The organism is Caballeronia sp. AZ1_KS37 (assembly GCF_023631165.1).
Classification (GTDB): domain Bacteria; phylum Pseudomonadota; class Gammaproteobacteria; order Burkholderiales; family Burkholderiaceae; genus Caballeronia; species Caballeronia zhejiangensis.
In genome coordinates, this window is the sequence record NZ_JALQDP010000008.1 from 42,597 (window position 1) to 59,707 (window position 17,111).

The 17,111-nt window shown below is 62.6% G+C and carries 13 protein-coding genes; 11 read left to right on the forward strand and 2 right to left on the reverse strand.

Features of this window, described 5'->3' with window-relative positions:
- Window positions 1–87 precede the first annotated feature (87 nt).
- From NCS00_RS07260 to NCS00_RS07310, 11 genes are all read left to right on the forward strand, one after another.
- Window positions 88–1,677 carry a sugar ABC transporter ATP-binding protein gene (locus NCS00_RS07260; protein ID WP_250439731.1) on the forward strand — a complete coding sequence of 530 codons (1,590 nt, stop codon included), beginning with the start codon at window positions 88–90 and terminating at the stop codon, window positions 1,675–1,677.
- The gene (locus tag NCS00_RS07265) at window positions 1,678–2,667 is read left to right on the forward strand and encodes an ABC transporter permease (protein WP_250439732.1); all 990 of its coding nucleotides are present in this window, start codon (window positions 1,678–1,680) and stop codon (window positions 2,665–2,667) included.
- 218 nt (window positions 2,668–2,885) lie between these two features.
- Window positions 2,886–3,908, forward strand: coding sequence for a LacI family DNA-binding transcriptional regulator (locus NCS00_RS07270; protein ID WP_008349655.1), 1,023 nt, complete (start codon window positions 2,886–2,888; stop codon window positions 3,906–3,908).
- A 36-nt stretch (window positions 3,909–3,944) separates the two neighbouring features.
- The gene (rbsK, locus tag NCS00_RS07275) at window positions 3,945–4,877 is read left to right on the forward strand and encodes a ribokinase (RefSeq protein ID WP_250439734.1); all 933 of its coding nucleotides are present in this window, start codon (window positions 3,945–3,947) and stop codon (window positions 4,875–4,877) included.
- A 181-nt stretch (window positions 4,878–5,058) separates the two neighbouring features.
- Window positions 5,059–6,774 carry a methyl-accepting chemotaxis protein gene (locus tag NCS00_RS07280; protein WP_250439737.1) on the forward strand — a complete coding sequence of 572 codons (1,716 nt, stop codon included), beginning with the start codon at window positions 5,059–5,061 and terminating at the stop codon, window positions 6,772–6,774.
- 116 nt (window positions 6,775–6,890) lie between these two features.
- Window positions 6,891–7,652 carry a hydratase gene (locus NCS00_RS07285; RefSeq protein ID WP_008349648.1) on the forward strand — a complete coding sequence of 254 codons (762 nt, stop codon included), beginning with the start codon at window positions 6,891–6,893 and terminating at the stop codon, window positions 7,650–7,652.
- Between the two features lie 386 nt (window positions 7,653–8,038).
- The gene (locus NCS00_RS07290; protein ID WP_008349646.1) at window positions 8,039–9,961 is read left to right on the forward strand and encodes a PrkA family serine protein kinase; all 1,923 of its coding nucleotides are present in this window, start codon (window positions 8,039–8,041) and stop codon (window positions 9,959–9,961) included.
- Between the two features lie 204 nt (window positions 9,962–10,165).
- Entirely contained in the window at window positions 10,166–11,431 is a 1,266-nt protein-coding gene (locus NCS00_RS07295; RefSeq protein ID WP_008349643.1) for a YeaH/YhbH family protein, read from the forward strand.
- Entirely contained in the window at window positions 11,428–13,092 is a 1,665-nt protein-coding gene (locus NCS00_RS07300) for a SpoVR family protein (protein ID WP_008349642.1), read from the forward strand. The genes NCS00_RS07295 and NCS00_RS07300 overlap by 4 nt, the downstream gene beginning before the upstream one ends.
- Before the next feature lie 168 nt (window positions 13,093–13,260).
- Window positions 13,261–13,971, forward strand: a complete 711-nt coding sequence (locus NCS00_RS07305; RefSeq protein ID WP_250439739.1) for a LysM peptidoglycan-binding domain-containing protein — start codon at window positions 13,261–13,263, stop codon at window positions 13,969–13,971.
- A gap of 14 nt (window positions 13,972–13,985) precedes the next feature.
- Complete coding sequence (locus NCS00_RS07310) at window positions 13,986–14,426, forward strand: lysozyme inhibitor LprI family protein (RefSeq protein ID WP_175982893.1); 441 nt, start codon at window positions 13,986–13,988, stop codon at window positions 14,424–14,426.
- Between the two features lie 59 nt (window positions 14,427–14,485).
- Here the strand turns inward: NCS00_RS07310 and NCS00_RS07315 are convergent, their stop codons facing one another.
- The gene (locus tag NCS00_RS07315) at window positions 14,486–15,715 is read right to left on the reverse strand and encodes a hypothetical protein (protein ID WP_250439741.1); all 1,230 of its coding nucleotides are present in this window, start codon (window positions 15,713–15,715) and stop codon (window positions 14,486–14,488) included.
- A gap of 121 nt (window positions 15,716–15,836) precedes the next feature.
- A complete protein-coding gene (locus NCS00_RS07320; RefSeq protein WP_175982891.1) occupies window positions 15,837–16,898 on the reverse strand; it encodes an AI-2E family transporter in 1,062 nt (353 codons plus the stop codon).
- Between the last annotated feature and the right edge of the window lie 213 nt (window positions 16,899–17,111).

Below are 17,111 nucleotides of genomic sequence, written 5' to 3' on the forward strand. Positions count from 1 at the left end.
CGGGCACGCTCCGCGGCCTTTCGCGCGGGCTTCGCCCAGCCGTGCTGGATCATTCCGAGGATGCACAACCGAGCCTTGAAGCGCCCCATGACCGGACCGAACGATGCGAACGTGCTGACGGTGACGGGCATCGGCAAGACCTATGTCGAGCCGGTGCTGACGGACGTATCGCTCGATCTCGTCGCGGGCGAGGTGCTCGCGCTGACCGGCGAGAACGGCGCGGGCAAGAGCACGCTGTCGAAGATCATCGGCGGGCTGACCGATCCGTCGACCGGCGCGATGACGCTCGCGGGCCAGCCTCACGCGCCGAAGAGCCGCTCGGAGGCCGAATCGCTCGGCGTGCGCATGGTGATGCAGGAGCTGAACCTGCTGCCGACGTTATCGGTGGCGGAGAATCTCTTTCTGAACCGCTTGCCGCGCAAGGGCTTCGGCTGGATCGACCGCAAGCGCCTCGCAGAAGACGCGCGTCACGCGATGGCGCAAGTCGGGCTCGACGCGATCGATCCGGATACGCTCGTCGGCGGTCTCGGCATCGGGCATCAGCAGATGGTGGAAATCGCGCGCAATCTGATCGGCGATTGCCGCGTGCTGATTCTCGACGAGCCGACCGCGATGCTCACCGCGCGCGAAGTCGATCTGCTGTTCGAGCAGGTCGAAAGGCTGAAGGCGCGCGGCGTCGCGCTCGTGTACATCTCGCATCGGCTGGAGGAATTGCGGCGCATCGCCGAGCGCGCGGCCGTGCTGCGCGACGGACGCCTCGTGCATATCGGTCCGATGGACGCGCTCACGAGCGACCGGCTCGTCACGCTGATGGTCGGACGCGAGATCGGCGAGCGCATCGATCTGGGCGAACGGCGGATCGGCGATGTCGCGCTGAAAGTGGAAGGCATGACGCGGCTGCCGGCCGTGCGCGACGTGTCGTTCGAGGTGCGCGCGGGCGAGATTTTCGGCGTGAGCGGGCTGATCGGCGCGGGCCGCACCGAGCTGATGCGGCTCATCTACGGCGCGGATCGCGCGGACGCGGGCACGGTGTCCGTCGCGCGCAAAGGGCAGGCGCTGCGGCGCGTGACGGTGCAATCGCCGTCGGATGCGGTCGAAGAAGGCATCGCGCTCATCACGGAGGATCGCAAGGGCGAGGGCCTGCTGCTCAGCCTGCCGATCGCCGCGAACGTTTCACTGGGCAACGTCGGCGCGGTGGCTCGGCACGGCGTGGTCGACGCGCGCCGGGAAGCGGCGCTCGCGCAACGGCAGATCGACGCGATGCGGATTCGCACGTCGGGGCCGGCGCAGGCGGTGTCGGAACTGTCGGGCGGCAACCAGCAGAAGGTCGTGATCGGCCGGTGGCTCGCGCGCGACTGCTCGGTGCTGCTGTTCGACGAGCCGACGCGCGGCATCGACGTCGGCGCGAAGTTCGACATCTACGGGCTGATGGGCGCGCTCGCTCGCGAAGGACGCGCGCTCGTCGTCGTGTCGAGCGACCTGCGCGAGCTGATGCTGATCTGCGACCGTATCGGCGTGATGTCGGCGGGGCGCATGACGGGCGTGTTCGAGCGCGCGAACTGGACGCAGGACGCGCTGCTCGCGGCGGCGTTCTCGGGTTACGCGAAGCGCGAGGCGATCCTGCACGAGCCCATCGCCCCGGACGCGAAAGCGCCCGAAGACAACGTGGAGCATTGAATGAGCGAAGCGAATCTGCCCGCCGATGCGCCGAAGAGCACGAAAGGCGTCGGCACGCGTCTGGGCATTTCGAATTACCTGGGTCTCGCGGGCGCGCTCGCCGCGATGATCGCGCTGTTTTCGGTGCTGAGCACGCACTTTCTGACGTACGACACGTTCAGCACGATCGCGAACCAGATTCCGGATCTCGTCGTGATGTCGGTCGGCATGACGTTCGTGCTCATCATTGCGAGCATCGATCTGTCGGTCGGCTCGGTGCTGGCGCTGGGCGCGTCGGTGGTGAGCGTGGCCGCGCTGAAGTGGCACTGGCCGGCGTTTCCGGCGGCGCTGATCGGGCTCGCGGCCGCCGCGCTGACGGGCGCCGTGACCGGCCTCGTGACGGTGGCATGGCGGATTCCGTCGTTCATCGTCTCGCTCGGCGTGCTGGAAGGCGCGCGCGGGCTTGCGTATCAGATGACGAATTCGCGCACGGCGTACATCGGCGATGCGTTCGATTTTCTGTCGAATCCGATCGCGTTCGGCATCTCGCCCGCGTTCCTGATCGCGGTCGCGGTGATGATAATTGCCCATCTGGTCTTGACCCGGACGGTTTTCGGCCGATATCTCGTAGGGATCGGCACGAACGAGGAAGCCGTGCGTCTCGCGGGCGTGAATCCGCGGCCGTACAAGGTGATCGTTTTCGCGCTGATGGGCGCCTTGTCCGGACTCGCGGCGCTCTTTCAGATCTCGCGGCTCGAAGCCGCCGATCCGAACGCCGGCGCGGGGTTGGAACTGCAGGTGATCGCGGCGGTCGTGATCGGCGGAACGAGCCTGATGGGCGGGCGCGGCTCGGTCATCAGCACGTTTTTCGGCGTGTTGATCATCTCCGTGCTGGCGGCGGGACTGGCGCAGATCGGCGCGAACGAGCCGACCAAGCGCATCATTACCGGCGCGGTGATCGTGGTGGCGGTGGTGCTGGATACATACCGCAGCAGGAGAAAGCGGATTTGATCGAAGGGCGGCGCAGGCGGGCGCTCCGAACGGGGTGAAGCAACGGCCGGCGACGAGAGAAGGCAGCGGGCGGCAGCGGCGAACGGGGATTCATCGCCGCCGCACACAATGAAGCAGGCAGGGCGCGGGGAAAGCAGAGCGGCGCATGAAAAGTGGTCGCGCCGGACGCCTTACGACCAATAAGAGCAGTTGGACCAAAGCATAGCGAAGGACGATGTATGGCGACGATCAAAGACGTGGCAGCCATTGCCGGGGTGTCGTTTACGACGGTATCCCACGTAGTGAACAATTCGCGGCCGGTTTCGGCCGACGTGCGGGCGAAAGTCGAGCGGGCGATCCGTGAGCTCGACTACGTGCCGTCGGCGGTCGCGCGCTCGCTGAAGGCGCGCTCGACGGCGACCATCGGCCTGCTCGTGCCGAACGCGACGAATCCGTATTTCGCCGAGCTCGCGCGCGGCGTCGAGGACGGCTGCGCGAAGAACGGCTATTGCGTGTTCTTCTGCAACTCCGACGACGATCCCGCGAAGCAGCGCAACTACCTGCGCGTGCTGCAGGAAAAGCGCATCGACGGGCTCGTGATTGCATCGGCGGGCGAGGATTCGGTGCTCGCGCAATGCCTCGCGGGCGCGCGCGAGCCGCTCGTGATCGTCGACCGCAATATCGAGGGGCTGCAATCGGACCTCGTGCAGATCGACCACGAAAAGGGCGCGTATCTCGCGACGCGGCATCTGCTGCAGCTCGGGCATTCGAAGATCGGCTGCATCACAGGCCCCGTCGCGACCGCCGTTTCCGCGATGCGCCTGCACGGCTTCATCCGCGCGATGGCCGAGCGCGGCATGGAAATCGCGCCGAACGCGATCCAGCAGAGCGACTTTTCCGCGACGGGCGGTTACGCGGCGGCCTCGCTCCTGCTCGACAACATGAAGCCGACGGCGATCTTCGCGTGCAACGACATGATGGGCATCGGCGCGCTGCGTGCGGCGGCGGAGCGTCACATCAACGTGCCGACGGACTGCTCGATCATCGGTTTCGACGATGTCGAGCTGTCGCGCTACACCTATCCGGCCTTGTCGACGGTGGGGCAATCGGTGCGCGCGCTCGGCGAAATGGCCGCGCAGACGCTGATCGAGCGCATCACCGGCAAGCTGACGGGCACGACGCGCCGCCGCGTGGTGCCGCCGCGCCTCGTGCGCCGCGAATCGACCGCGGTAGTGCCCGAGTCGCGCGGCGCGAAGGCGTAACGACCGCGGTGCAGTAAAGGAACCAAAGGAAACGAGATGGGCGACAGTGCCAAAACCGGCCGCGTGACCGTGGTCGGCAGCCTCAACATGGATCTCGTCGCGCGCGCGCCGCGCCTGCCGCGACCGGGGGAAACGCTCGCCGGACACGCGTTCGCGCAGATGCCGGGCGGCAAGGGCAGCAATCAGGCGGTCGCCGCGGCGCGCCTGGGCGCGCATGTCACGATGATCGGCTGCGTCGGCGCCGATACGAACGGCGCCACGCTCAGAGGCAGCCTCGAAGCGGAAGGCATCGACTGCACGGCGCTCGCGACCAGCGCCAGCGCGCCGACGGGCGTCGCGCTCATCGTCGTCGACGATGCGAGCCAGAACGCGATCGTCATCGTCGCGGGCAGCAACGCCGAAGTCACGCCCGCGCGCATCGAAGCGCAGGAGGCGCTCATCGCGCGCGCCGACGTCATCGTGTGCCAGCTCGAAACGCCGCCGGACGCCGTGCGCGCCGCGCTCGCCGCCGGCCGTCGCCTGAAGCGCACGACGATCCTGAATCCCGCGCCCGCCGCGCGCAAGTTGCCGCCGGACTGGTTCCCGCTGATCGACTATCTGATTCCGAACGAACTCGAAGCCGCGACGCTCTCCGGGGTCGCCATCGAAACGCCCGACGACGCGCGCCGCGCCGCGCAGGCGCTCAAGGCGAAAGGCGCGCGCAACGTCATCGTGACGCTCGGCGCGCAAGGCGTGCTGGCTTTGCTCGACGGCGCGGACGACGAAGGCGTTCATCTGCCGTCGCCGCGCGTCGAAGCGGTCGATACGACCGCCGCCGGCGACACGTTCATCGGCGGCTTCGCGGCGGAACTCGCACGCGGCGCGGCGGCAATGCACGCAATCGCGTTCGGCCAGCGCGCGGCGGCAATCGCGGTGACGCGCGAGGGCGCGCAACCATCGATTCCGCACCGCAGCGAAATTTCAGCATAACTTTTCAATATTCATTGAAAACACGGCGCGTCTGACGCGCCGTTTTCTTTTCATACGAAATAAATTCCTCAAGTGCCGACACATTCGCGCCGTTTACATCGATAGCGGTCGCGCGATGTCCCGCGCGCACGCTGCCACGCAACGACGACTCCGCTCGCGAGCGGCATCAGGGAAAAATTCAATGAAAACAGCTTTGACGATCAAGGCGCGCCTCGGCATCTCGATGGCGTTTCTGGGGGCACTGCTCATCGCGATCGGCGCGTTGGGGCTCACCGGCATGAGCCATTCGAATCGCGCGTTTCAAGACACCTATTCGGTGCAGATGCCCGCGGCGATCGCCGTCGGCAACGCGGAAATGTATGCGGCGCGCGAGCGTCTCGTGTTCGATCGCGCGGCGCTGCTCGCCGGCACGCCGGAAGTAGCGGCCACGGTCGAGCGCGCGCGCATGATGCGCGAACGCGCGGACGGCTACTGGAAGCAATACCTGGCGCTGCCGCAAGCGCCGGAAGAAAAGCGCCTCGCCGACGCCGCTCAGGACCGGCGCCTCGCGCTGCAGGGCATCGTCGACAAGGGCGTCGCGGCGGTCTTGGCGAACGATCACGACGCCATCATCGCGAACGCCAAGGCGATGCAGGCGACGTACAACGAGCTCGCCAACGCCAACGACGCGCTGCGCAAGCATCTGACCGAAGCATCCGCGAGAAGCTATGAGGAGACGCAGGACCGCTTCGGATGGTTCCGCGCGCTGAGCTTCGGCGCGATCGCGCTCGGCATCGCCGCGGCCGCGTTCGCGTGGCTGTCGCTCAGGCGCGCCATCGCGCGGCCGCTCGAAGCGGCGCTCGGTCATTTCGAATCGATCGCCGCGGGCGATCTGCGCCGCGAGGTCGCCATCACGTCGCGCGACGAAATGGGCCAGTTGCTCGAAGGCCTCGCCAAGATGCGCGCGAGCCTGCTGACGACCGTCCGCACGGTGCGCTCGGGCAGCGAATCGATCGCGTCGGCGACGCAACAGATCGCCGCGGGCAATACCGATCTGTCGTCGCGCACGGAAGAACAGGCATCGGCGCTGCAGGAAACCGCGTCGAGCATGGAAGAGCTGACCGGCACCGTCCGCCAGAACGCCGACAACGCGCGGCAGGCGAGCGCACTCGCGGCGAACGCGTCGGAAATCGCCGGCAAGGGCAGCGCGGTCGTCACGCAGGTCGTTGACACGATGCGCGAGATCAACGGCAGTTCGTCGAAGATCGCGGACATCATCACGATCATCGAGGGCATTGCGTTCCAGACCAACATTCTGGCGCTCAACGCGGCCGTCGAAGCGGCGCGCGCGGGCGAAGAAGGGCGCGGCTTCGCGGTCGTCGCGGGCGAAGTGCGCAGTCTGGCGCAACGCTCGTCGGCGGCGGCGAAGGAAATCAAGGAACTCATCGACACGTCCGTCGCGCGCGTGCAGACGGGCACGACGCTCGTCGACGAAGCCGGCCGCACGATGAGCGCGATCATCGGCGCGGTGCAGCGCGTGACCGACATCATGGGCGAGATCGCGGCGGCGTCGGAGGAACAGTCGAGCGGCATCGAGCAGGTGTCCCGCGCCGTCACGCAGATGGACGAAGTCACGCAGCAGAACGCGGCGCTCGTCGAGGAAGCGGCGGCCGCCGCGCAGTCTCTCGAAGATCAGGCCGGGCGGCTGCGGCAGGCGGTGGCGGTGTTCCAGGTCGCGGACGGCGCGGCGCTTGCTGCTGTTCCGGCAGCATCCACGATGGCGGCGAAAATTGCACCGCGCGCAACGATGCCTGCGCGCGTTGCCTTGAAGCCGGCGAGGCGCGCACCGGCCGCGCCGTCGCCCGCGCCGAAAGCGTCCGCCACGACGGAGGCAAGCGGCGACTGGGAGACTTTCTGAGCGCGACAGACGGCGCTTAAGGCCCGAATGCGCGCGAGTGCACACGCGCGCGACCAACGTCGATCCGGTAACCCGTACACTGGTGGGTGCCTCACCGCTCACACGAGGATATCGACATGACCGGATCGACACTCGCCGCGAAGCTCGCGGACGCCCGCCGCCGGCATCAGCTGATCGACACGCTGGCGCCGGCCGACATACCTGCGGATGCGCCCACCGCCTACGCGATCCAGCACGAGATGCTGAGAGAGGCGGATGCGCGCATCGGCGCCTGGAAGATCGGCGCGCGCGCACCCGACGCGCTCGCCACGGGCGCGCCCATCGACGCCGCGCTCGTCCATGTTTCGCCCGCGCGCCTACCTTTTCAATCGTTTTTCCGCGTGCTCGTGGAACTCGAAGTCGCGTTCCGCTTTTCCTATGCGCTGCCCGCGCGACCCGACCCTTACACACGCGAGGAAGTATTCGACGCGATCGGCGGCATCGCGGTCGCGCTCGAAGTCGTCGACAGCCGTTTCGCTCAATGGCCCAATCTCGATCCGCTGGCCCAGCTCGCGGATTCGCAGAATAACGGCGCGCTCGTCGTATCGGGCATGGAACCTTACGACGTCGTCGCGCCGGGCTTCGACTTTCTGACGCCGCGACTGGAATTCACCCTCGACGGCGTGTCGATCGCACCGGCCGCGCTCGGCAATCCCGCGGGCGATCCGCGCGAATTGCTGCCGTGGCTCGTCAACCATTGTTCTCGCATGGGTTTGACGGTCGAGCCGTTCTGGACCATTACAACAGGTTCCTATACGGGCGCGTATCGCGTCGATGGACCGGGCATGCTGCATGGTGCGATCGATCGCATCGGCGAACTGGAATTGGTGCTCGCATGATGTTCGGATGCGCCGCACCGGGAACGATTATTGATGATGTCGCACGCGCATCGTCTTTATCGGATGCGTGCATCTCTTGAGCGCTTGTCCACGTAACCAAGGATGTGAGGCGCACGTCGCATTGGCGGACGGAAGCAGTAGATAAGTAGCGAAGAGCGCGGGGAAGCGAACAGGCAGGGACCATGTCGCGCAAGAGGATAGCGACATTGGGATGAACATTGTAGGTGAACGAAAATAGCGCACCAAGCTAGGAATTCTTCGAAGCAAATGAACAACGCAAGTGCGTGAAAAAAAATTCGAAAGGGTTTAGGATGATTTCAAGCGATGTCGTTTCGATTACGCGCGTTGCGCACGGCATAGCTTTCTGACTTCGGCGAGGAGGTAGCATGGATATCTACAGCAGTTTCGCGACGCGCTTCGAAAAAACTCGCGAGGAGGAATTCTCGCTCGAAGAGTATCTCGCGCTCTGCAAAGAAGATCCTGCCACATATGCAACAGCGGGCGAACGCATGTTGACGGCCATCGGGGAACCGGAGATGGTCGACACTCGGCTCGACCCGCGTTTATCGCGTGTGTTTGCAAACAAGGTCATCAAGGTGTATCCGGCATTCCGCGAGTTCTACGGAATGGAGGAAGTGATCGAGAACGTCGTGTCCTACTTCCGGCACGCGGCGCAGGGTCTCGAAGAGAAGAAGCAGATCCTTTATCTGCTGGGTCCGGTGGGCGGCGGCAAGTCGTCGATCGCCGAACGACTCAAGCAGCTCATGGAGCGTGTGCCGTTCTATTCGCTGAAGGGCTCGCCCGTCAACGAATCGCCACTCGGCCTTTTCGATTACGACGAAGACGGTCCGGTGCTCGAAGAGCAATACGGCATTCCGCGCCGCTATCTCAAGAGCATTCTCTCGCCGTGGGCGGTGAAGCGCCTGCACGAGTACAACGGCGACATCCGCAAGTTCCGCGTCGTGCGCCGCTATCCGTCAATTCTTCGTCAGATCGGCATTGCGAAGACCGAGCCTGGTGACGAGAACAATCAGGACATCTCGTCGCTCGTCGGCAAGGTGGACATCCGCAAGCTCGAAACGTATTCGCAGGACGACGCCGATGCCTACAGCTATTCCGGCGGCCTGTGCCTCGCCAATCAGGGCTTGCTGGAATTCGTCGAGATGTTCAAGGCGCCGATCAAGGTGCTGCACCCGCTGCTGACCGCGACCCAGGAAGGCAACTTCAAGGGCACGGAAGGCTTCGGCGCGATTCCGTTCGACGGCGTCATCCTCGCGCACTCGAACGAGTCTGAGTGGAAGGCGTTCCGCAACAACAAGAACAACGAAGCACTGCTCGATCGTATCTTCGTCGTGAAGGTGCCGTACTGCCTGCGCTACGGCGAAGAGATCAAGATCTACGAGAAGCTGCTGCGCAATTCGTCCCTCGCCGAGGCGGTCTGCGCACCGGGCACGCTCAAGATGATGGCGCAGATGGCCGTGCTCACGCGTCTGCACGAACCGGAGAACTCGAGCCTCTTCTCGAAGATGCAGGTCTACGACGGTGAGAACCTGAAGGACACGGACCCGAAAGCGAAGTCGTATCAGGAGTATCGCGATTACGCGGGTGTCGATGAAGGCATGACGGGTGTGTCCACGCGTTTCGCGTTCAAGATCCTGTCGCGTGTGTTCAACTTCGATTCGAGCGAGGTCGCGGCGAATCCGGTGCATCTCATGTACGTGCTCGAACAGCAGATCGAGCGCGAGCAGTTCCCGCCGGAAACGGAGCAGAAGTATCTGTCGTTCATCAAGGACGTGCTCGCGTCGCGCTATGCCGAGTTCATCGGCAAGGAGATTCAGACCGCTTATCTGGAGTCGTATTCGGAGTATGGACAAAACATCTTCGACCGCTATGTGACGTATGCGGACTTCTGGATTCAGGATCAGGAGTTCCGCGATCACGACACCGGCGAGAGCTTCGACCGCGCGGCATTGAACGCCGAGCTGGAGAAGATCGAGAAGCCCGCGGGCATCAGCAACCCGAAGGACTTCCGCAACGAGATCGTGAACTTCGTGTTGCGCGCTCGTGCGGCCAATGGCGGCAAGAACCCCGCGTGGATCAGCTATGAGAAGCTGCGTGTGGTGATCGAGAAGAAGATGTTCTCCAACACCGAAGAACTTCTGCCGGTGATTTCGTTCAACGCGAAAGGATCGGCCGAAGAGCAACGCAAGCACGAAGACTTCGTCAATCGCATGGTCGCGAAGGGTTATACGCCGAAGCAGGTCCGGCTCCTGTGCGACTGGTATCTGCGCGTGCGCAAGTCGTCGTGATGTAAGCAAGGCAAGACGGGAGCCGGCGCTCGAAGCGCCTGGCTCCGGTCCCGCGCAAAGCGATAGTCAGGAAGTCCCTGCGGCCCGGGCGCGTGGATTGCAACCGGACCGCACAGTGGACAGTTTGCGAGACGAAAGACGCTGCGATCAGTCGAAGCTCCGCGCAGCGCCTCACAACCTCGCCAATAACGCGGGAGACTGGATGTGCTGCACCAAATCATCGACCGCAGGTTAGCCGGCAAGAACAAGAGCATCGCCAATCGCGAGCGCTTCCTGCGACGCGTCAAGAGTTACATTCGCCGCGCCGTTTCCGACGCGGTGCGCGATCGCAGCATCAAAGACATTCAAAGCACTCAGAGCATCACCATTCCCAAGAAGGACATCTCCGAGCCCTCGTTCCGTCACGGACCGGGCGGCAAGCGCGAGTACGTTCATCCGGGCAATGCGGATTACATTCGCGGCGACAAGATTCCGCGCCCGCCGGGCGGCGCGGGCGGCGGCGGCAAGAGCGCGAGCAACGAAGGCGAAGGGCAGGACGACTTCGTTTTCGAGCTCTCGCGCGAAGAGTTCATGCAGTACTTCTTCGACGATCTCGAACTGCCGCGCCTCGTCAAGACGCAACTGCTCGCCGTGCCGACGTGGAAGAACGTGCGCGCGGGCTGGGCGGCGGAAGGCACGCCCAACAATATCGACGTGGTGAGATCGCTGCGCTCCGCGCTCGGACGGCGCATCGCGCTCGGCTGGCCGCTTGCATCGCAACTGCGTGAGATGGAGCGCCAGCTCGAACAGCTGAAGGAAGAGAACGGCGATCCCGAAGACATCGCCCGGCTCGAAGCGGATATTGTCATCATGCAGGGCCGGATCACGCGCATTCCGTTCATCGATCCGTTCGACCTGCGCTACATCAATCGCGTGAAGCAGCCGACGCCGTCGAGCAAGGCCGTGATGTTCTGCCTGATGGACGTCTCCGGTTCGATGGACGAGCAACGCAAGGATTTGTCCAAGCGCTTCTTCATCCTTTTGTATCTGTTCCTGCAGCGGAACTACGAGAAGATCGAAGTCGTGTTCATCCGGCACCATACGCGCGCGGAAGAAGTGGACGAAGACACGTTCTTCCATTCGACGGAAAGCGGCGGCACGGTTGTGTCGAGCGCGCTCGAACTGATGAAGAAGATCATGGACGAGCGTTATTCGCCGACTGAATGGAACATTTACGGCGCGCAGGCATCGGACGGCGACAACTGGACGGACGACTCGCCCAAGTGCCGCAAGCTGCTCGCGGAAGACATCCTGCCGAAGGTCCGGTATTTTGCCTATATTCAAGTTGCGCCGGAGGAGCAGAATCTCTGGTTGGAGTATGCTCAGCTTGCGATGGGCGCGCCTGAACTCGCCATGAAGAAGGTCGATTCGGCGGCGGACATCTATCCGGTGTTCCGCGAGCTGTTCGAAAAGCAGCAGGCGGCCGCATGACGACGCGGCATTTGCACAACGAGACGCGTGGGTATCAGCTGGAAGGCACGGACGATCGTGTGGATTCCCAGCTCGAATCAGAGGCCAGGCAACGCAAGGCGTCCGCGAAAGCAGACGGCGCGCACGAGGAAGGCAGAATGAATGTATCGGAGAAGCGGCGACCGCTGCCGTGCCCGTCGGACTGGAGCGTCGAACTGATCGAGGAGTACGACGCCGAGATATCGCGCGTCGCGAACCGTTATGGTCTCGACACCTATCCGATCCAACTGGAAATCATCAGCTCCGAGCAGATGATGGATGCGTATGCGTCCGTCGGCATGCCAGTGAATTATCGCCACTGGTCGTTCGGCAAGCACTTTCTTGCGACCGAGAAAGGCTATCGGCGCGGGCAGATGGGCCTCGCGTATGAGATCGTTATCAACTCGAATCCCTGCATCGCGTATCTCATGGAAGAGAACACCATGACGATGCAGGCACTCGTGATTGCGCACGCCGCGTACGGGCACAACTCCTTTTTCAAGGGCAATTATCTTTTCCGCCTGTGGACGGACGCGCACGCGATCATCGATTACCTCGTCTATGCGAAGAATTACATCGCGGAGTGCGAGGAGCGTTACGGGCTGGATCGCGTCGAGGAACTGCTCGATTCGTGCCACGCGCTGATGAATTACGGCGTCGATCGCTACAAGCGGCCGCAGAAACTGTCGCTGGCGAAGGAAGCGGCGATGCGCCGCGAGCGCGAAGCGTATCTGCAATCGCAGGTCAACGAACTGTGGCGCACGCTGCCCAAGGGCAAGGAGCCGTCGCCCGAGGAAACCGAGAGCCGGTATCCGCCGGAGCCGCAGGAGAATCTGCTGTATTTCGCGGAGAAGAATGCGCCGTTGCTTGAGCCGTGGGAGCGGGAAGTGATCCGCATCGTGCGCAAGATCGGGCAATATTTTTATCCGCAGCGGCAGACGCAAGTCATGAACGAAGGCTGGGCCACGTTCTGGCATTACACATTGCTGAACACGCTTTATAACGAAGGCCGTCTCGAAGACAGCTTCATGATGGAGTTTCTGCATTCGCATTCGAATGTGGTGTATCAGCCGCCGGTGACGAAGCCGTATTACAGCGGCATCAATCCGTACGCCCTCGGCTTTTCGATGATGAGCGACATTCGCCGCATCTGCGAAAACCCGACGGACGAGGATCGCGAATGGTTCCCGGAACTCGCGGGAAGCGACTGGCTGGAATCGCTGCATTATGCGATGCGCAACTTCAAGGACGAGAGCTTTATCGCGCAGTATCTGTCGCCGCATCTGATCCGGGAAATGCGTCTGTTCTCGATTCTCGATGACGATATGCGCGATGCGCTGGAAGTGTCGGCCATTCATGACGACAGCGGATATCGTTACGTGCGTCAGGCGCTGTCGCGGCAATACGATATTCATCATCGGGAGCCGAACATTCAGGTTTATTCGGTGAACACGCGTGGGGATCGCAGCCTGACGCTGCGGCATTTCATGACGGATAACCGCCATCTCGCGAACGATAGCGACGAAGTGCTCAAGCACATGGCGCGCTTGTGGCAATTCGACGTTTATCTGGAAAGCGTCGATGAAAACGGAACGGTGAGGAAGCGGTTCGAATGCCGGTATACGGCGCCGAGTACGCGCTGACATCACCTCCGACAGTTATCTGAACAACGCGCGCCGTCTTGAAAGGACGGCGCGTTTTTTTTTGCTCAGACGTCGCTTCGCATGGATCGCAGTCAGCCACGAATTAAGAGGATTCGTCTAAACAATCTGCGCTACATGACTGAGAATTGTCCGCAGGAGGATCGAACCATGGCGGACAATTCAGCACCCAGTTTTGATAAATGGCGCGACGGAATAAGTGCAGCGGTTGGGGATGATAGATGGAACAGTTGGGACGATGAAGTTCAGCTGGCGGTCAGCGAATTCAATCATCACCTGATCGGAAACGCGGGATATCGACCGCTCGATTGGCGGATCATCAAGGCAATGACATGGGTCGAATCCGGCGCCAACAGTTCCGAATGGAAAAAGAAGCCGATGCAAATAGGTGTAGCAGGAGATCCGGGGCTGTCAGCGCTGCTCTCTGCCAAGGAAGGTGGAGACTTGATTCTGCCGCCAGCATGGAAGTCCCGCCTCACGGTCGCGTCGGTCAGAGCAGACCCCCTTCATAACATTCGGGCGGGAGTGGGTTATCTGCTCATGCGTTCGGCAAGATTCGAGTACCGAAGTGTGCTGGACGGCGATTCCAGAACGTTCGATGTAACCGTCAAGGCTGGCGATAGCCTCGAAAAGGTCGCAAAGGCGCAGGGGAGTACGGTCGATGTGCTCAAAAGCCTGAATCCGGCAGCGAATATCCTGCGCTCGGGTCAAATCTTAAAGTGCCGAAAGGCATCGATCGGACAAGTCATCACTGGCTGGCGACCGATAAACTCAGCCATGATTGCGAATCGCTATAACGGCGGTGGGGACAGCGAGTACGCAAAAAAATTCGACTACGTCTGGACCATTATTGCGCGATGAAGAATGAGAAGGCCATGAGTACGTTAAGGCGCGTCGGCGTGAGTCTAATAGCCTGCTTTCCATTTTTCGGTCATGCAAATTCAGTGTTGAGCGAAAAGGAACTACGCGCACAATGCAGTTCACTCCACTTTTCGCAGGTGCACGTGCGCGCGTGCCTGGAGGAAAAAGCAAATCAGAGCGAACGCGATTTGAAACAGGCCGAACAGAATGCTATCAGCGCGCTCGCGCAGTGGGATGAAGACGACAGATTCAGCCGCGCGGCCCGAGCGGGTCTCTCAACGTCGAATAAGTCGTTCACCCAGTATCGTGAGGCTCAATGCAAATTCTCAGCGTCACTCAATGGTGGGGCCGCAGGGAATTCTCACGAGATCAGGCGACTCGCGTGCATCGCAGAACTCAACAGCAGACGCGCAGAACAACTGCGCAGCGCAGCGTCGGAACTACCTTCGAAGTAACCGGGGTACGTGGCATGGCAGCGCGCCAATGCTGCGAGACGACCACTACGCGCCGCAATTCAGATCGCCTTCAACTTGATAACCAGCGTGCGTTTCCCTCGTTCGATTGTCACCTCGCCGGTCGCGGCCGCGTTCAACAGTTCGATCAGACGGACGAACTTAAGCGTCGCAACCGACGTCCGCTCAACCATGACGACCCGATCGCCAATCTCGATGCCGCTTGCGGCCAATCTGCCGTCCGGTGCGAGTGCGGCGACCCTGTAGCGATCGCCAGCGCGCTGCAGGCCAGCGCCGATGATCGAGGGCGTGCTGTCTTTGGGCGTATCGGGAAGATCGAAGCAGAACCGGTAGTGACGGAAATCCATTTCGAAGCGGTCCATCTTTTCCAGCAAGCCCTGGCCGATACGAGGCGTTGGTGAGCCTGCCAGCACCGTGAGTTTCGGTAGCGCCTTCTGACCGATGGCGAATCCGGCGATCAAACCCTGCTGATTCGGCGTGAATCGATCGGTCGCATCGTAGGAAAAGGTCGTATTGATGCGCTCGAACCATTGCGCTTCCGCGATCGCATCGAACGTTTCCTGTGGCAGCGCGACATCCCCGTTGTCGCCCGTATCGAGCAGGAACGGCAAAGATTCGTCCCTGAGACGCAGTTCGATGAGCGGCGTTCGCTGCGCGGCATCCAGCGTCATGAACGCGCACTGCTGCCATGCATGCGCAGGTGCTTCGCCGGCATACGCGGAGAGCCGCCCGGCAACATAATCGGCTCGCCATGTCAGATTGCGCATCGACTCCATCCCGATGATGCCGTCGAAAGGCCTCTCATCGACGGAAGAAAGGCGCGCCATGTCACCGATGAGCACCGGTCCGCCCGCCGCCATCGACCAAGCGTCGAGACGGGTCGGCGGACTCGTGCCAAGCTCCATGCGCATCGTGTCGCTCGCCGTTCCGCTCGTGACGGCGCGGTCGCCAACGGGCTCCGGTAGCAGGCCGTTCCTGAGGAAAACCGCTTCGGCGGCCGGCGTCATCGGGACGGCGGCCAGCCGACCGCGACTATCGAGTACGTTCAGGGTCGCACCTGTATCCAGAAGGACCCGCACTGATTTGCCGTCCGCGCTGCGCGCCTCGAGGAGCCAGTGGCCGTCACGCTTGAGGGGAACCGAAAGCACCGGAACGTCGTCGGCCGCGGCGGGCATGTCGTCGTGCCTGCCGTTGCAACCGGCGAGCACCGCGCAAAGTAAAAAGCCAGTTGCCGTTGCTCGGAGTTTTGCGAGTCTGGGATCGGTTGTCATGCGGTACTGCCGGATGGTGGTTCGAAACCGCCACCATACAGACAGCCTACACGCCAAGACACATCTTCTTGATGATTCGTTACAGACGAGCAGGCCACGACACCAGGCAGACCAACGCGCGTCACTCGCCCCGGCCGCTCACCCCATCCTGCGAAAACAAATCCCAGCTCGCCATGAACAGCGCCGCGACGAGCGGCCCGATCACGAACCCGTTGATGCCGAAAAGCGCCATCCCGCCGAGCGTCGAAATAAGCACGACCCAGTCCGGCATTTTCGTATCCTTGCCGACGAGAATCGGTCGCAGTACGTTATCGACGAGCCCGATCACCACGACGCAGAACGCGACCAGAATCAGCCCCTTGACGATTTGCCCCGTCATGAAAAAGTAGAGCGCGGCGGGCGCCCACACGATTGCCGCGCCGACCGCGGGCAGCAGCGACAAAAACGCCATCAGCACGCCCCACAAAAGCGAACCGCCGATGCCGAGAATCCAGAAAATCAGCCCGCCGAGAAGACCCTGGACGGCCGCAACCGCGATGTTCCCCTTGACCGTCGCGCGCACCACGGTCGTGAACTTCGCGATCAGATGCTGCTTCGGCTCGGGATCGAGCGGAATCGCGCGCCGGATGCGCCGTCCGATTTCGCCGCCATCGCGCAGTAGAAAAAACACCAGATAAAGCATCACGCCGAAGCTCACCACGAACTGGAACGTGTTCTGCCCGATCGACAGCGCCTGCGTCGCGGCGAACTGGCTGATCTGCGACGCGCCTTCCATCAGCTTGCGCTGCACGCCGGGAATGTCGTCGAGTCCATAACGGCCGAGCAGTTGCTGCACCGACGCCGGCAACGCGTGCAGCACATGCTGGAAGTAAAGCCCGAAATTCAGCTCGCCGCTCTTGATCCGCGCGTAGACGAGGGCGATTTCCTGCACGAGCGTCACCGCGACGATCGCGAGCGGAATGATGACGATGAGAATCGCGGCGGCCAGCGTCGTCAGCGCGGCGAGGTTTCGACGCTTGCCGAAGCGCGCGGCGAGGTAACGCTGCATCGGCTGAAACAGGATCGCGAGAATCGCACCCCAGAAGATGGCGCCAAAAAACGGCAGCAGCACCCAGGCGAGCGCGAGCGTCACGACGCACAGCAGGATATGGAAGAAATTCTGATTGACGTTGTGGTTATTCATTAGCGGCCAGGAAACAAACAAAAGGGCGAAGAGCGGGGCGTTCGCGCTAGGGTTCGAGCAAGAATTCGTCCAAGGGTTCGCCGCGAACCGGCCGATTGTTCGGTCACTGCTGGAGCCGAACCGCTCGCGTCGACTAAAATCCGGCTTCCAATCCTTGCGGATCGCTTTCCGGGAACACGGCGAGCAGGCGCGCGAACGAGCCGATCGTTCGTA

Excerpts from the sequence above, each read along its gene's own strand:
- NCS00_RS07260 (WP_250439731.1), top strand. The coding sequence starts at position 88 with ATGACCGGACCGAACGATGCGAACGTGCTGACGGTGACGGGCATCGGC.
- NCS00_RS07265 (WP_250439732.1), top strand. The coding sequence starts at position 1,678 with ATGAGCGAAGCGAATCTGCCCGCCGATGCGCCGAAGAGCACGAAAGGC.
- NCS00_RS07270 (WP_008349655.1), top strand. The coding sequence starts at position 2,886 with ATGGCGACGATCAAAGACGTGGCAGCCATTGCCGGGGTGTCGTTTACG.
- rbsK (WP_250439734.1), top strand. The coding sequence starts at position 3,945 with ATGGGCGACAGTGCCAAAACCGGCCGCGTGACCGTGGTCGGCAGCCTC.
- NCS00_RS07280 (WP_250439737.1), top strand. The coding sequence starts at position 5,059 with ATGAAAACAGCTTTGACGATCAAGGCGCGCCTCGGCATCTCGATGGCG.
- NCS00_RS07285 (WP_008349648.1), top strand. The coding sequence starts at position 6,891 with ATGACCGGATCGACACTCGCCGCGAAGCTCGCGGACGCCCGCCGCCGG.
- NCS00_RS07290 (WP_008349646.1), top strand. The coding sequence starts at position 8,039 with ATGGATATCTACAGCAGTTTCGCGACGCGCTTCGAAAAAACTCGCGAG.
- NCS00_RS07300 (WP_008349642.1), top strand. The coding sequence starts at position 11,428 with ATGACGACGCGGCATTTGCACAACGAGACGCGTGGGTATCAGCTGGAA.
- NCS00_RS07305 (WP_250439739.1), top strand. The coding sequence starts at position 13,261 with ATGGCGGACAATTCAGCACCCAGTTTTGATAAATGGCGCGACGGAATA.
- NCS00_RS07310 (WP_175982893.1), top strand. The coding sequence starts at position 13,986 with ATGAGTACGTTAAGGCGCGTCGGCGTGAGTCTAATAGCCTGCTTTCCA.
- NCS00_RS07315 (WP_250439741.1), bottom strand. The coding sequence starts at position 15,715 with ATGACAACCGATCCCAGACTCGCAAAACTCCGAGCAACGGCAACTGGC.
- NCS00_RS07320 (WP_175982891.1), bottom strand. The coding sequence starts at position 16,898 with ATGAATAACCACAACGTCAATCAGAATTTCTTCCATATCCTGCTGTGC.